The sequence below is a fragment of the Arthrobacter sp. Z4-13 genome (genome assembly GCF_054792705.1).
The window spans coordinates 2,902,046-2,916,809 of the sequence record NZ_CP096459.1 but is presented as its reverse complement, the minus strand read 5'-3'; the positions used below and the strand labels follow the sequence as shown (position 1 = coordinate 2,916,809).

Here is a 14,764-nt window from a genome sequence, read left to right as displayed (position 1 = left end):
CAACGAGGTTGGGACGGATCGAAGAAAAGGAACACAGCCGTGTCATCAAGCACCACCGTAGGTTCTGCCGAACGTCCGCTGCGCGTCGCCGTCGTGGGCTCCGGCCCGGCAGGCGTCTACGCCGCGGACATCCTCACCAAGAGCGAAGCCGTCAAGAGCGGCGAGCTGACCGTGAGCATCGACCTCTTTGACCGCTACCCGGCACCCTACGGCCTGATCCGCTACGGCGTCGCCCCGGACCACCCCCGCATCAAGGGCATCGTTAACGCCCTGCACAAGGTGCTGGACCGCGGCGACATCCGCTTCTTCGGCAACGTGGACTACGGCACCGACCTCACCATCGAGGACCTCCGCACCCACTACGACGCGGTCATCTTCGCCACCGGCGCCATCAAGGACGCGGACCTGAACATCCCCGGCATCGAACTCGACGGTTCTTACGGCGGTGCGGACTTTGTTTCCTGGTACGACGGCCACCCCGACGTTCCCCGCGAGTGGCCGCTGGAGGCCAAGGAAATCGCCGTGCTCGGCAACGGCAACGTGGCGCTGGACGTGGCGCGCGTCCTGTCCAAGCACGCCGATGACCTGCTGGTCTCCGAGATCCCGGACAACGTTTACGCCGGCCTGAAGTCTTCACCCGTCACTGACGTGCACGTCTTCGGCCGCCGCGGTCCCGCCCAAGTCAAGTTCACCCCGCTGGAGCTGCGCGAGCTGTCCCACTCCAAGGACGTGGACATCATCCTGTACCCGGAGGACTTCGAGTTCGACGAGGAATCCGACCGCCAGATCCAGACGAACAACCAGACCAAGACCATGGTGGGCACCCTCACCAACTGGATCGCCGAGCAGCCCGAGGATGTTTCCGAGCTGAAGGCTTCCCGCCGCCTGCACCTGCACTTCCTGCACAGCCCGGTGGAGATCTACGACGACGCCGAGACGCCGGGCAAGGTTGCCGGCATCAAGTTCGAGCGCACCGAGCTGGACGGCACCGGCAACGCACGCGGCACCGGCGAGTTCGTCGATTACCCCGTGCAGGCCGTGTACCGCGCCATCGGCTACTTCGGCTCGGCCCTGCCGGACGTTGAGTTCGACCACAAGAAGGGCGTAGTGACGAACGACGGCGGCCGCGTCCTGGACGCCGACGGCCAGCACGTGCCGGGCATCTACGCCACGGGCTGGATCAAGCGCGGACCGGTGGGTCTGATTGGCCACACCAAGGGCGACGCCCTGGAAACCGTCACCTACCTGCTGGAGGATCGCGGGAACCTTCCGGCCGCCGCCGTTCCCGAGGCGGAAGCCGTGGTTGACCTTCTCGACGCCCGTGGCGTGAAGTTCACCAGCTGGGAAGGCTGGCTGGCGCTGGACGCCCACGAACTCGCCCTCGGCGCAGCCGCCACGGAGGCCGGCGGCTCCCACGGGGTTGAGGTCAAGCGCGAGCGCATCAAGGTGGTGCCGCGCGAGGACATGGTTGCCATCTCCCGCGACGGCGTCGCCGCACAGGTCTAATCCCGCGACTTTCAACGCGCGGCCAGTTTGCGCCCTACCCGCTCAGGGTCAGGGCCCGAACTGGCCGCATGATGCATTAAGCGGGGTAATTGTCGTACCAGTTAACCCGGTCGCGCTATCTCCCAGCCCCGCCCACAGCCATAAGCTCCAGCCGCTTGAGGGTCTCGCGGTTCCGCACCGTGATCATCGGGTCCCGCATGATCTTGGGCACCTTCTTGCCGGGACCGCGGATGGCGTCCTCAGCAATAGTCACAAGGCATTGGCCGCCCTGGTCCTGGAGGGTGATTACCACCTTGGCTTCGCCCATGGGCCAGCCGCGGGCCACCAGTTCCAAGGACTTTCCGGGTTCGACGGCGGTCACCCGGGTGCTGTCGTTGATCACCAGCGGCCAGGCGCCCACGGAGTGATGAAGGCGGGCTCCCGCCTGGGGCCACGTGTCATCGACGGCGCGGATCCGAGAGGCGCCCACTACCCAGCCGGAGTACAGCCAGCCGTCGGCAATGACCCGCCAGACGTCGGCGGCAGGGGTGTTGAATAGCTGGGACACGGTGGACATGGTGTTCCTTCCTCGGGTGGCTGGGCTGGTGTGGGTTCCCGCCGGAGTGGGAGTGCCGGCAGAATGCGCGACGGCGGACGGCGCGGTTTGCTGCGCCGCCCGGTAGGAGCGCTCCCGCAGGCGGCGGGTCCAGTCGTAGGCCTGGGCGCCGGGCGGCTGGTTCTCAAGGGGATTGAAGCGCAGCGGAGTGTCAGCCGGTTCCGGGGAAGCCCGCAGCCGGAGTTCCCCGCAGTGCCGCCACGGGCCCGTCGGTTTGGCCCAGTACAGCCCAAGTACCCATTCGCCGGACGTGACGGACCCCGCCGGCAGGTTTAGGGTCCGGAGCCCCAGGAGCACGGGACCCTTCCGGCCGCGGTAGGGCATCAGCGTGGTGAAGGCTGCTGAGGAGACGCCGAGCTTGGGTTGGAGCAGGAACCTCCCGGGTACGTGCCAGCCGGTGGTGGAAAACAGCACGTCGGCTGCCCCGCCGTCGTCCGCCTTGCCTGCAGCACCGCCACGGGCCGGCGTAATCCGGAGCGCGAGCCCCAGGATGTCCGGAAGCCCCTCGGGCAACCCAACGGAACGCGAAAACCGCGCTGCAACGGGATCGATGCCGGGGGTGTCGAGCCAGTCCAACCCGCTCGGCCCGCCGGAGTTCCCTGCCCTGGTCAGTTGACCCGTCAGGCCAATGCCCTTCGGGTGGATGGGCCGGTGGGGACGTGCCACCTTAAGCAGCCGGAACAGGGCAGCAAAAGCCCGGCCCGCCGTCTCCGTCACACCAGGCTCGATCCGCGCCGCGCCGCCGTCGGTTGGTTGCTCCTTCAGCAAGTGGTGCTTCATGCTTCCTTCCTACCAACAAAACGGGGAACTACATGCGTCCAAACCGCGACCGGATCAGCGCGAAAATCCCGTAGGCGATGAATCCGGTGCCGATGGCTACCAGCAGGTAGGGGCCATAGGGGTGGTCCCGGAGTGCTTTGAGGCTGCCGTCCAGCCCGGTGGACTCTTCGGGATTGTGCTTGGCGGCAGCGATCACAAAGAGCAGGCCCGTGAGGCCGAGGGCGGCGCCTTTGGAGATGTGGCCTGTGACGCCGAGAGTGTCGATGAGCCGGCCGCGCCGGGTGCCGTCAAAGTGGAAGAGCTCCTCCTTGAACCCACGCCGGACGCCCTTGAAGACAAAATAGATGCCGATTCCGATGATGGTCAGGCCAAGCGCCACCAACGCCCACAGCCCCAGGGGCGTAGCCATGAGCGAGGCGCTGAAATCCCGTGTGCTTTCGCTGGAATCCCCCCGCAGCCCCACGGCAAAACCGGCGAAGCTGAGGCCAACGCTGGTGTAGGCGACAGCCAGGAAGCCCGAGGAGATCAGCTTGGATACCCGTTCCTTCCGGGGCAGGCGGCGGGCCCGCAGCGTGGCTTCGCTCGCCTGCCACAATCCCAGGCCGATGCATGCCGCCACGCATCCCCACATCACGGCCGGGCCCCACGGGTTGGAGGCCAGTTGTTCAATCGCCCCGGTCGGTTCCGCCTCACCCGGCTGGCCGAAAGCAACAGCGATGGCGATGGCCCCGATAATGACGTGAAGCAGGGCCATCACGGCGAAACCCGTCCGCGCCAGGACATCCAGTGCCGGGTGGTTGGAGGCCTCCTCGACGGCGTCCGCAGCCTGGCTGATGGTGGAATCGCTGTCCGACATCTGTCAGCCGTTCATGGGTCCTTCGGCACGTATCTTCTCCGCGCCGGGTCCCTCGACGTGAACGGTGCAGCGGACCACGAGCTTTCCGGGCGCGTTGTCCAGCTCCACCAACGAATCGTCCGCGCTCAGCACGGTGAAGACCTCAGAGCCCGTCACAACGGCCACTCCCTTGGCTTTCGCAGTGGCCCGGGCATTACCGAATGCCTCGCCCTGGAGCCCTTCCACGTAACTGTCGTCGTCTTCACGGGCCGGGTCCCCGAAGGCCCAGCCGAACAAACTGCCTGTAGTTCCCATGGCGACGATATTACGCGGTCGGCGCGCGCAAGACGGGCTTTCGTAACATTAGTAAGTGTGCTTACCATGGGCGGACCATGACCTCGATGGGACACGGCAAGTGAAGTCCGCAGGCGCGGCATCTCAACCAGTTCAACGTTAGGAATGCACATCATGGCAGGAAATCTCATTGCCCGGTCAGTTCACGATCTGACGGCAGCAGCATGGTTCGGTGGATCCCTGATGGGTGCCATCGGCCTGAACGGAGCAGCTGCGGCGGCGAAGGACCCGTCCGAGCGCACCCGCCTTTCCAGCGCCGGCTGGATGAAATGGGCGCCGTTCCAGACGGCTGCCTTTGCCTCGCATCTGGTGGCGGACCTCGCCATTGCCTGGGAGAACAAGGAGCGCATCGCCAAGCAGGAAGGCGTGGGCCGGGACACCGTGGTCAAGACCGCCGTGACCGTGGTCGGCGCAGCGGTAACCCTCTACTCCGGAATCCTTGGAAAGAAGGTCGAAAAGCTGGCGGCCGAGGGCGCCGAGGGTGCAACCGAGCCGCGCCCCGATGCTTCCGACGAACTTAAGGCCGCCCAGCAGCAGCTGAAGATGCTGCAGTGGGTCATCCCGGCGTTCGCCGGGCTGGTGGTCATCCTTGGTGCCAAGCACGGCGAGATGCAGCGGCCCAAGAACGTGTTCGCCGGCCTTCGCGGCTAAACCCCCGCGGCACCAACGCATCAACCCGCACGACGACGGTCCGGCACCCAAGTGCCGGACCGTCGTCGTGCGCTGCCCCTACGGCGTTCTGGCAGATACGCCGACCCAAACGCCCTCCAGGTCCCGCTGCCCGTCCAAAAACTCGCTGCCCGCCCAAAAACTCTGCGGGCGGGATGCCTAGATCGGCTGGCTGTTGGCTGGCGGCAGGTCCGGGTTCATGTCCTCCAGCTTGGGATCCTCCGCCGTCCACACCTGGATGATGGCCCAGGCGACGGCGGCCAGCGGCACGGACAGCACCGCGCCGACGATACCGGCGAGGATGGTCCCGGCCGTCAATGCCATCAGGATCACCAGGGCGTGGAGCTGCAGGGACTTGCCCATCACGATCGGCTGCAGGAGGTCGCCTTCGAGCTGGTTGACAGCGATCACCACGGCCACCACGATCAGCGCCACCACCGGGCCGTTGGCCACCAATGCGACCAGGGCCGCCAGGATGCCGGCAATTGTAGCGCCCACCAGCGGGATGAAGGCGCCGATGAAGACGATGATGGCCAAGGGGATGGCCAGCGGAACCTGCATGATCAGCAGCGCGGCCCCGATGGCTACAGTGTCCACCAGCGCAACGATCGCGGTGCCGCGGACGTAGCCGCCCAGTACCTCAAGCGTGCGGCGGCCCACCCGGCGCAGCTTCGCTTCCCGCTGCCCCTTGAAGGGACGGAGGAAGAAGTTCCAGATCTTGGCGCCGTCCTTCAGGAAGAAAAACAGGATCACGATCATCAGGCTGGCGCCGGCGATGAACTCAGTCACTACGGACAGTCCGGTGATGGCGCCCGAACGGACCTGGCTGCTGGTAGCGAACTGCACGATCCCCTCGCGGGCCTGGTCCAGTTGCTCCTGCTCGAGGGGGATGGGGCCGGTCAGCAGAAACTGCTCCAGCTCGTCCAGCCCGGATGATGCCTGCTGGGCCAGTTCACCCCACTGGTTGCGGACCGAGAAGTAGATCACGGTGGAAACCCCGCCCAGTACCAGCAGCAGCCCGATGAACGCGATGCCGGTGGCCACCCCGCCCCGCATTCCACGGCGCCGCAGCATATTTACGAACGGGCCGATGGCGGCGGCCAGAATGAGGGCGATCAGGATGGGAATCACCAGCAGCTTGATCTGCATGAGCGCGTAGACCGACACCACGGCCAGAGTTAAGATCAGCAGGATCTGCCCGGAGCGCATACCTACCCTGCCCAGCCCGTCGGTCCACAACGCGCTGACCGGCTTGGGTTCCGGTTTCCCTGCAGCAGGCACCGGCGCCTGCTGCTGCATAACTGGCCCGGCCGCTGGCATGGGCTGCGGGGTGTCGCTGGCCGGCCCGTGGTCGGTCACGCGTGTTGCTCGCGCCATGGGGACTCCTCATCATCGGCTGGTGCCCTGGGCGCGGGTATGCGCCGCAGGGATACTACCTGTCTCAGATAGTAAGCCTACTGACTGGTTGAGGATGGGTGAAACCCCGAGGGGCGGGCTATCCGGCCAGCCACTCCGCGCAGGAGTTCAAATTGGCGTTGACCGTTGCCACGGCGGCATCCTCGTCCCGCTGCTCAATGGCTGCCAGCAGGAGGTCGTGACCCTCGTGCTGGAGTCCTTCGAACCCGGGCCGGCGGAGCTGCTGGAGAAGATCCCCGTGGACCACTGCGCCGAAGCTGACGTAAAGCTCGTGCAGCAGGGGGTTGCCCGATGCCTGCGCCACCCGTTCATGGAAGCCCCAGTCCGCCTGGGCCCACGCCTCGTAGTCCTCCGAGCTCCAGGCCTCGTTCCGGGCCGTCAGGAGGGCAGCCAGGGCGGCGACGTCCTCGGCCGTTGCGTTCCGCGTTGCGAGCCTTGCAGCCTGCGTGTCCAGGCCAAGCCGGACTTCCAGGATGTGGGCCTCCGTGTGGTCCTGGTACATGCGGCGGGCGGCGCCGGAGATCTCGCTGGTGGCCCGGACATAGGTGCCGTCGCCGCGGCGGACCTCCAGCATGCCGCTGTGGGCCAGTGCCTTGATGGCCTCGCGGAGGGTGCCGCGCGAGACGCCCAAATCAGCTATCAGCCCGGTCTCGGACGGGATGCGCTGGTGGAGGGGCCACTCGCCGGACTGGATCATGGTCCGCAGCTTTGCGGTGACTTCATCGGCAAGCGGCGGGCGGTGTGAGGTGCTTAGTGCCATGGCGTCCTACTTTCCCTTGCCTGTGGTGGCGCCGGCAGGGACGCCGGCCAGGTTGCGGGCAGCGGTGCCGGCAACGCTGCGGGTCATCGCGCGGCCCGTGATCAGGTGCGCCACCACAATCTGCACCAGCGCGAGGGCCAGCAGCAAAGCGAGGGGCAGGGTCCAGCCGCCGGTGGCGCTGTGCAGGAGCCCCATCCCGAACGGGCCCGTGGTGGCGAGCAGGTAGCCTGTGGACTGGGCCAGCGTGGACAGCGCTGTGGTTTCGGCCGTACTCACTCCGCTGCGGCTGATCATCACCATCACCAGCGGGAAGATGCCCAAACCAAAGCCCAGCAGGATTGCCGGAAGGACGGCCAGGCCCACGGGCAGGACCAGGAGCAGGGCCAGGCCCGCCGCCATGGTGATGCTGACCAAGTAAAACGCAGGCCGCAGCATCCTGGGGCGGGAACCGATGGCGATGAGCAGCATGCCCGCGGGAACGGACACCAGCTGCATCAGTCCGAACATCAGCCCGCTCTCCGAGGCATCCCGCCCCATGGTGGTCAGCATGTACGGGAACCAGCTCAGCAGCGCATAGGCCAGCAGCGACTGGAGTGTGAAAATCGCGGTCAGCAGCAGTCCTTTTCGGGTCCGGAGCAAGGGCCAAGGGGACACATGCCCCGACGTCGAAGGGGTGCTGTTCCGGTGCGCATGCAGCGCTACGGGAAGGAAGCCCAGGAATGCCGCCACGGCAGTAATGCCAATGGCGCCGACGGCGGCGGACGGGGATCCGAGGGCCTGTGCCAGTGGGACGACGGCGACGGAGGTGACGGTGGCGCCGGTGGTCATGGTCACCGTATAGACGGCGGTCATGAGCGAAGTCCTGTGCGCAAAATGCTCGCGGATGAAGGATGGCATTGCCACGTTGCAGACCGCGAGCCCTGACATCCCCACCACGCTGCCGACCACCAGCATCCCGGTAGCGGGAATCCCACGGAGCAGAAGGCCGCCGGCAAGCATGGCCAGGGACAACAGGATCGCCTTTTCCACCCCCAGCCTCCCCGTCAGCCAGGATGTGCCGGCTCCCGCCAGGGCGAAGCACAGCGTGGGGATCGACGGAATAATTGCAGCCACCAGCGGGCCGTAACCCAACACCGTTTGCAGGTCGTGCAACAGCGCCGATGCCCCGGTGATGCCCGCGCGTAGATTGAGCCCGATCAGCACCAGCGCAATAACGCCGATTACGACGGCGGAACGCGGTTTGGTCAGCGAGGTCCCGGCAGTTGTCATGGGGGCAGTAGGCGCGACTGACGGCACGGGTGCAGCCGCGGGCGCGGGGAAGGGCTTGGTGGGTGCGGCGGCAGGAGCGGGGGGAGTGGCGGGCATCCTTCAAGGCTAAAGGTTGGACGTTTGATGTCTGTTGTTTTGTGGGCAAGCTCTCCCCGGCACCTCCGGCCCGGGAATAGACTTCCAGCGAGGGCCCTGACACCAATTCGTGCCGGCCCGCACGCAGGACCAACGCGGAAGGACGGCTGTGAAGGCTTCCCAGGGGATTGAGATCGAGAAGAAGTACGACGTCGGCAACGAAGCCACAGTGCCCGCGCTGGAAGAACTGCCCGGCGTTGCCCGCGTTGGAACGCCCCATACCGCTGTTTTGGAGGCCGTCTATTTCGATACCGCCCGGCACACACTCACATCCCGCCGCATCACCCTCCGCCGCCGCACCGGGGGGATCGACGCCGGCTGGCACCTGAAGCTGCCCCCCGAAGCCCAGGCCGGATCCGAAGCAGAACCCCAGCAGCGCCGGGAGCTGCACGCACCGCTTGGCCAGCCCGGCGTCGTACCCGACAACCTGGTGGCCCACGTGCAGGCGTACCTCCGTGGAACGGACGTGGCCCCGGTTGTCCGGCTTGAAACACGGCGCACCACCCACGCGCTCTACGGCGAGGACGGCGTTCATCTGGCAGACCTGGCCGACGACCAGGTGGAGGCGATACGCCTGCACGGGCATGCGGATGAACAGCCGCAGCGCTGGCGGGAGTGGGAACTTGAGCTCGTCGACGGCGGACCGGAGCTTTTCGGTCCCGCAGAGGAACTCCTCACCGCCGCCGGCGCCCGTCCCGCCGGCCATGCCTCCAAACTCGCGCGGGCACTCGGCAGCGTTGCAAACGGGAACGGAGAACAGGAAACCGAAAGCCCGTCCGCGCTCCTGGCCGGAAAGAAGGCCCCGGCGGCCGCGGTCGTCACCATTTATGTGGCAGAGCAGCTGCGCCAACTCCTCGCCGAGGATGCGGCCGTCCGGCTGGAGGAGCCCGAGGGAGTCCATGACATGAGGTCCGCAACCCGGCGGATCCGCTCGGTGCTGGCCGCCTACCGGAAGCTTTACCGCGCTGTCCCGGTGCGGCGCCTGCGGGACGAACTTGGCTGGCTGGGCCACCTGCTGGGCGAACCCCGGGACGCCGACGTCCTGCTGGGCCGGCTGCGGGGCCACCTCGATGAGCTGCCTCCTGGCGAGGGCACTGACGCGGCGAGGGAACAGGTGGAGCGCAAGGCCGGTGCTGCCTTCGACGCCGGATACCGCCGGCTCCAGGAGGCGCTGCAGTCGGAGCGCTATTTCCGGCTGCTGGACGATCTTGAAGACTTCTGCCGCCAGCCGCCGGTGCTGCCGCAGGCCGTGGCTCCCGGGCGGACGATTGCTGCAAAGGTGGTGGAGAAGTCCGCCCGCCGGCTGCGGCGCTCGCACAAGGCCGCGGCACACGCCAGGCGTGGGACGGCCCACGAAATCGCCCTCCACCAGGTGCGCAAGGACGCCAAGCGGCTGCGCCATGTTGCCGAATCGGCGGGGCTGGTGCGGGGCAAACGCGCCGGGAAGGTGGCCAAGGCCGGCCACCGGCAGCAAAAGATCCTGGGCGATTACCACGACGCCCTCCTTGCGCGGAACCTGCTGCAGACCCTCGAAGCGGGCCACGGGCTGGCGGAGACAACGGCTGAGGCACTGGCAGCACTCCGGACACGCCAGACGGACCTGATGGACGCAGCCGAGGCCAAGTACCGCAAGGCCCGCAAGAAGTCCCGCGAGCTGCTGAAGCCCCGCGTCATCTAGCGCATCCAGCCGGATGTGTGCCGGCTACTTTCCCTGCCGTGCGGACAGCCGTGCCACCGCCAGTGCCAGCCATAGCTGCACGCGGTCGGTGGTGACTGCGGGGTCGTACCCGGTCAGCTCGGTGATCTGGGCAAGCCGGTACCGGACGGTGTTTCGGTGCAGGGTGAGCTCTTCGGCGACGGCGGCCACCGACCCGTTGTTGTTGAGGTAGCTTTCCAGGGTGGTCATCAGTTCGGCGCCGTGGGCGGCGTCGAAGGTGCGGAGCGGATTCAGGGATTCGTGGGCCATGTCGGCCAGCGGCACGTCCTCGCTCGCCAGCAGCAGCGATGTGAGGCTCAGCCGCTCCGGCTCGTTGACGGGGAGTCCGTGGCTTGCAGCGTCGCGCGCCTCAAAGTAGCTCCAGCGCAGCCCGTTTGGCTTGGTGTACGCGCCGCCGATGCCGATCGTCGCGTGAATGCCCGCCTCAGCCAGGTGGTCACTCAACTTCCGCGCCATGGACGGCGCCGTGCCGCCGTCGTCGTTCACCACCAGCACCAGGTCCTTGCCCACGACGGCGGCCACCGCGTTCTCCAGCTCCCGCGGCACCGAGGTGCTCACCAGGGCTTTGTGGTGGGCCGCGGACACGGCCAGCAGCACCACATTCTTGCGGGTGCTGTTCACGCCGACACCGGCCAGGCGGCGCTGGGCCTCACTGGTTTCCAGCGCACCATGTATCACGTCCTCCAGCACCTGCCCGCACAGGGCACGCTCGGACTGGCGCTGCTTGACCATGTTGTTCAATTCGACGCTGATCAGGTTCTGGGCGTAGCCGATAATGCCCGAGTCCTCAAAGGGCTTGCGCACCCACAGCGTGCAGGCGTCGCGACGGCCCGTGGGGATGGGGTACGAGGCCCAGGTGTCCGCCTGCGGAGCGTCCTTGCTGCTGTTGTACAGCTGGGCAGTGAACTGGGTGAGGGCAATGTCCGCCCGCAGCATGCCGCCCAGGTGCTTGAGGAGCTCGGCCAGGCCGCCGCCGGTCAGCAGTGCGCGCGCCAGGACCTGGTGCCCGGCGATCAGGCGCTCAAGTTTGGCGTAGTGGTCCGCTGACTGGGCGTCAGCCACCAGCTTGCCGATGGCGATGAAGGGCGTCGCGTAGGGGACCTCCACAACGGGCAGGCCCCACCGGTTCGCCTCCGCCAGCAGTGCCGGCGGCACCGCTTCATGCGAAAGCCCCACACCAAAACCGATGCCCACGGCGCCCGCCCGCTGCACCTGCCGGACGAACCGCCGCTGCTCGGGCGCCGATTTCAGCCGCAGGCCGGTGGTGAGCACCAGTTCGCCGCCGTTGATGAACCGCTGCGGGTCCTCAAGTTCTGTCACCGCCACCCAGTTGATGTCATGGTGCCAGGTGGTCTCGGCAAGCCCTGCCTTGGACAGGTTCAGGGATTTGACACCCAGAAGGGCAGCGAGGGAAATGGCCATGGACCAAGGATAATCGGGGCTAGTCAACCGCACTAACAAGCAGCAGAAAGGGTGTGCAGGTGGCTATTCACGGCGCAGGGGTGCTGGCATAGGCTCAAGGCAGTCAGATCCATCCGCTTCGCGCCGATGGCCCCCAGGAAAGAGGTTGCACACCGTGGTCCAAACCTTGCAGAACTTCATCAACGGGACGTTCGTTACGCCCGCCGGCACCGGCACGCTGGATATCGTCAACCCCACCAACGGTGACGTTGTGGCACAGTCGCCCATCTCCGGCCAGGAAGACGTTGATGCGGCCATGGCTGCCGCCAAGGAGGCCTTCAAAACCTGGAAGCACGTCACCCCGGGACAGCGGCAGCTGATGCTGCTCAAGCTTGCGGACGCCATCGAGGCCAACAGTGACGAACTCGTGGAGGCGCAGCACCGCAACACGGGCCAGGTGCGTTCCCTGATCGCCTCCGAGGAAATCGCCGCCGGCGCTGACCAGCTGCGCTTCTTCGCCGGCGCCGCGCGCATCCTGGAAGGCAAGTCCGCCGGCGAATACTTCGAGGGACACACCTCCTACGTGCGCCGCGAACCCATCGGCGTGGTGGCACAGGTGGCCCCCTGGAACTACCCGTTCCTGATGGCCATCTGGAAGATCGGCCCCGCGCTCGCGGCCGGTAACACCGTGGTGCTGAAGCCCTCGGACACTACCCCCGAATCCACCCTGGTCCTGGCCCGCCTTGCCGGTGGCATCCTGCCGGCAGGTGTGCTCAACGTTGTGCTGGGGACCGGCAAAACCGGTGCCATGATGGTGGACCACAAGGTCCCGGGACTGGTGTCGATCACCGGCTCGGTCCGTGCCGGCATCGCCGTCGCCTCCGGTGCGGCCAAGGGCCTCAAGCGTGCCCACCTGGAGCTTGGCGGCAAGGCTCCGGCCATCGTTTTCAAGGACGCGGACATCAAGAAGAGCGCCGCGGCGATCGCCGAGTTCGCCTTCTTCAACGCCGGCCAGGACTGCACCGCCATCACCCGGGTGCTGGTGGAGGATTCCGTGCACGACGACGTCGTGGCCGCCATGGTGGAGCACACCCGAACCCTGCGCACCGGCTCCCAGAACGACGAAGACAACTACTTCGGCCCGCTGAACAATGTGAACCACTTCAACCAGGTCACGTCGGTGGTGGAGAGCCTGCCGGCGCACTGCCGGATCGAAACCGGCGGGCACCGTGCGGGGGAGAAGGGCTTCTTCTTCGAGCCCACCATCATCACCGGCGCACGGCAGTCTGACAGCATCGTCCAGCAGGAAACTTTCGGCCCCGTCATCACCGTGCAGAAGTTCAGCACGGAGGAAGAAGCGGTTGAGCTGGCCAACGACGTGGACTACGCGCTCGCCTCCAGCGTGTGGACCACCAACCACGGCACCGCCATGCGCCTGAGCCGCGACCTCGACTTCGGGGCCGTCTGGATTAACACCCACATCCTGCTCACCGCCGAAATGCCCCACGGCGGCTTCAAACAGTCCGGCTACGGCAAGGACCTCTCCATGTACGGCGTCGAGGACTACACGCGCATCAAGCACGTGATGTCCGCGCTCGACTCCTAATCCCCACCGGCACCCTAACCTCGCTCCGCTTCGGCCAGGGAACCCGGCCGGCGTGGGCCCATCCACCCTTCAGCAAAGAAAGAAACACCATGACCACCACCGCATCAGACATGACCTTCCGCCTGGAGCAGAAGCGGCGCGTCCAGGCCGACTTCCCGGGACCCAAGTCGCTGGCCCTGGCCGAGCGGCGCAAAGCCGTGGTCGCTGCGGGCGTCGCGTCCGGCGTCCCGGTTTACGTTGCAGACGCCGACGGCGGCATCATCCACGACGTGGACGGCAACTCCTTCATTGACCTGGGCTCCGGCATCGCCGTGACCAGCGTCGGAGCCTCCGATCCCGCCGTCGTAGGTGCCGTGAAGGAGGCCGTGGAGCACTTCACGCACACCTGCTTCATGGTCACCCCGTACGAAGGCTACGTGGCGGTCGCAGAGCAGCTGAACCGCCTCACCCCGGGCGACCACGAAAAGCGCACCGTCCTCTTCAACTCCGGCGCGGAGGCAGTGGAGAACGCCATCAAGGTGGCCCGCCTGGCCACCGGGCGCGACGCCGTCGTGGCTTTCGACCACGCCTACCACGGCCGCACTAACCTCACCATGGCGCTGACAGCCAAGGCCATGCCGTACAAGACCAACTTCGGCCCGTTCGCGCCCGAGGTCTACCGCATGCCAATGAGCTACCCATACCGCGAGGAAAACCCGGAGATCACCGGAGCCGAGGCCGCCAAGCGTGCCATCACCATGATCGAAAAGCAGATCGGCGGGGACCAGGTTGCCGCGATCATCATCGAGCCCATCCAGGGCGAGGGCGGCTTCATCGTCCCGGCCGAAGGCTTCCTCCCCGCGCTGGCCGAATGGGCCAAGGAGAAGGGCATCGTCTTCATTGCCGACGAGGTCCAGTCCGGTTTCTGCCGCACCGGTGAATGGTTTGCCGTCAACCATGAAGGCGTCATCCCGGACATCCTGACCCTGGCCAAGGGGATCGCCGGCGGCATGCCGCTGTCCGCCATCACCGGCCGGGCAGACCTGCTCGACGCCGTCCACCCGGGCGGACTCGGCGGCACCTACGGCGGCAACCCGGTGGCGTGCGCTGCCGCGCTGGCGTCTATCGGCTCCATGGAGGAATACGACCTCGCCGGCCGAGCCCGCCACATCGAAGCGGTGGCCACCACCCGCCTGCGTGAACTCCAGACCGAGCTGGCCGCCGCCGGCTCTTCCGTGATCGGCGACGTCCGCGGCCGCGGCGCCATGCTGGCCATCGAACTGGTCCAGGCAGGTTCCAAGGAACCGAACCCGGAGCTCACCAAGGCTGTTGCCGCCGCCTGCCTCAAGGAAGGCGTCATCATCCTCACCTGCGGCACCTTCGGCAACGTCATCCGGCTCCTGCCGCCGCTCGTCATCACCGACGAACTGCTGAACGACGGACTGGACGTCCTGGCCGCGGCCATTAAGGCCAACGCATAACGGAGCCAGCGAAGTCCCAGCGAAGGAAATGAGATAGAGGGCGGCACCCCCAGTACCGGGGGTGCCGCCCTCTCATGTTTGGCAGCCCTCCGGGGAAAGCTGCCCTGCCCCTAACGCAACGTGTCAACTACCTAATTCCCCCCCCATTATGCGCGGCAACTACCCAACCACCCGGCCGCCCGGAAGAGTCCTTGTAAGTATCCCTAAAGCGCTCTTTGCAGTACCGGGTACTCGTGTTAAGTGTCCGCAACTCCTCGTAAC

12 protein-coding genes are annotated in these 14,764 nt (G+C 66.7%); 5 read left to right on the top strand and 7 right to left on the bottom strand.

Translation table 11 applies throughout. The annotated features are described in order from the left end of the window. Window positions 1–39: 39 nt before the first annotated feature. Window positions 40–1,506: an FAD-dependent oxidoreductase gene (locus M1E07_RS15275; protein WP_461187481.1), complete on the top strand. Its 1,467-nt coding sequence runs from the start codon at window positions 40–42 to the stop codon at window positions 1,504–1,506. A 115-nt stretch (window positions 1,507–1,621) separates the two neighbouring features. On the opposite strand, the gene M1E07_RS15270 is transcribed toward M1E07_RS15275, so the two are convergent. From M1E07_RS15270 to M1E07_RS15260, 3 genes are read right to left on the bottom strand one after another with little or no spacing between them, the layout of a single operon-like run. Then, a complete protein-coding gene (locus M1E07_RS15270) occupies window positions 1,622–2,881 on the bottom strand; it encodes an SRPBCC family protein (protein WP_461187480.1) in 1,260 nt (419 codons plus the stop codon). Between the two features lie 28 nt (window positions 2,882–2,909). Continuing rightward, a complete protein-coding gene (locus M1E07_RS15265; RefSeq protein WP_461187479.1) occupies window positions 2,910–3,737 on the bottom strand; it encodes a DUF1206 domain-containing protein in 828 nt (275 codons plus the stop codon). Window positions 3,738–3,740: 3 nt separating this feature from the next. After that, on the bottom strand, window positions 3,741–4,031 hold the full coding sequence (locus tag M1E07_RS15260; protein WP_461187478.1) for a hypothetical protein: 291 nt from the start codon (window positions 4,029–4,031) through the stop codon (window positions 3,741–3,743). 153 nt (window positions 4,032–4,184) lie between these two features. Here M1E07_RS15260 and M1E07_RS15255 point away from each other — a divergent pair, with 153 nt between their 5' ends. Next, the gene (locus M1E07_RS15255; RefSeq protein WP_461187477.1) at window positions 4,185–4,721 is read left to right on the top strand and encodes a hypothetical protein; all 537 of its coding nucleotides are present in this window, start codon (window positions 4,185–4,187) and stop codon (window positions 4,719–4,721) included. Between the two features lie 177 nt (window positions 4,722–4,898). Here M1E07_RS15255 and M1E07_RS15250 read toward each other — a convergent pair whose 3' ends face one another. The 3 genes from M1E07_RS15250 to M1E07_RS15240 form a co-directional block, all read right to left on the bottom strand. Next, the gene (locus M1E07_RS15250; RefSeq protein WP_461187476.1) at window positions 4,899–6,116 is read right to left on the bottom strand and encodes an AI-2E family transporter; all 1,218 of its coding nucleotides are present in this window, start codon (window positions 6,114–6,116) and stop codon (window positions 4,899–4,901) included. Window positions 6,117–6,234: 118 nt separating this feature from the next. Continuing rightward, window positions 6,235–6,915: a FadR/GntR family transcriptional regulator gene (locus M1E07_RS15245; RefSeq protein WP_461187475.1), complete on the bottom strand. Its 681-nt coding sequence runs from the start codon at window positions 6,913–6,915 to the stop codon at window positions 6,235–6,237. A gap of 6 nt (window positions 6,916–6,921) precedes the next feature. Next, window positions 6,922–8,280 (bottom strand): MFS transporter, encoded by a 1,359-nt coding sequence (locus M1E07_RS15240; RefSeq protein WP_461187474.1) that lies wholly within the window; start codon window positions 8,278–8,280, stop codon window positions 6,922–6,924. Window positions 8,281–8,428: 148 nt separating this feature from the next. Here M1E07_RS15240 and M1E07_RS15235 point away from each other — a divergent pair, with 148 nt between their 5' ends. After that, a complete protein-coding gene (locus M1E07_RS15235) occupies window positions 8,429–9,997 on the top strand; it encodes a CYTH and CHAD domain-containing protein (protein WP_461187473.1) in 1,569 nt (522 codons plus the stop codon). 24 nt (window positions 9,998–10,021) lie between these two features. On the opposite strand, the gene M1E07_RS15230 is transcribed toward M1E07_RS15235, so the two are convergent. Beyond that, complete coding sequence (locus M1E07_RS15230) at window positions 10,022–11,458, bottom strand: PucR family transcriptional regulator (RefSeq protein WP_461187472.1); 1,437 nt, start codon at window positions 11,456–11,458, stop codon at window positions 10,022–10,024. Between the two features lie 154 nt (window positions 11,459–11,612). Between M1E07_RS15230 and M1E07_RS15225 the strand changes: the two genes are divergently transcribed. Continuing rightward, window positions 11,613–13,043, top strand: a complete 1,431-nt coding sequence (locus M1E07_RS15225; RefSeq protein ID WP_461187471.1) for a gamma-aminobutyraldehyde dehydrogenase — start codon at window positions 11,613–11,615, stop codon at window positions 13,041–13,043. 89 nt (window positions 13,044–13,132) lie between these two features. Further along, on the top strand, window positions 13,133–14,503 hold the full coding sequence (gene gabT / locus M1E07_RS15220; RefSeq protein ID WP_461187470.1) for a 4-aminobutyrate--2-oxoglutarate transaminase: 1,371 nt from the start codon (window positions 13,133–13,135) through the stop codon (window positions 14,501–14,503). The last annotated feature ends 261 nt before the right edge of the window (window positions 14,504–14,764 follow it).

Bases quoted from the DNA above. Each gene is read 5' to 3' on its own strand.
- M1E07_RS15250 (WP_461187476.1), bottom strand. From the start codon at position 6,116: ATGGCGCGAGCAACACGCGTGACCGACCACGGGCCGGCCAGCGACACC.
- M1E07_RS15255 (WP_461187477.1), top strand. From the start codon at position 4,185: ATGGCAGGAAATCTCATTGCCCGGTCAGTTCACGATCTGACGGCAGCA.
- M1E07_RS15270 (WP_461187480.1), bottom strand. From the start codon at position 2,881: ATGAAGCACCACTTGCTGAAGGAGCAACCAACCGACGGCGGCGCGGCG.
- gabT (WP_461187470.1), top strand. From the start codon at position 13,133: ATGACCACCACCGCATCAGACATGACCTTCCGCCTGGAGCAGAAGCGG.
- M1E07_RS15260 (WP_461187478.1), bottom strand. From the start codon at position 4,031: ATGGGAACTACAGGCAGTTTGTTCGGCTGGGCCTTCGGGGACCCGGCC.
- M1E07_RS15230 (WP_461187472.1), bottom strand. From the start codon at position 11,458: ATGGCCATTTCCCTCGCTGCCCTTCTGGGTGTCAAATCCCTGAACCTG.
- M1E07_RS15245 (WP_461187475.1), bottom strand. From the start codon at position 6,915: ATGGCACTAAGCACCTCACACCGCCCGCCGCTTGCCGATGAAGTCACC.
- M1E07_RS15265 (WP_461187479.1), bottom strand. From the start codon at position 3,737: ATGTCGGACAGCGATTCCACCATCAGCCAGGCTGCGGACGCCGTCGAG.
- M1E07_RS15240 (WP_461187474.1), bottom strand. From the start codon at position 8,280: ATGCCCGCCACTCCCCCCGCTCCTGCCGCCGCACCCACCAAGCCCTTC.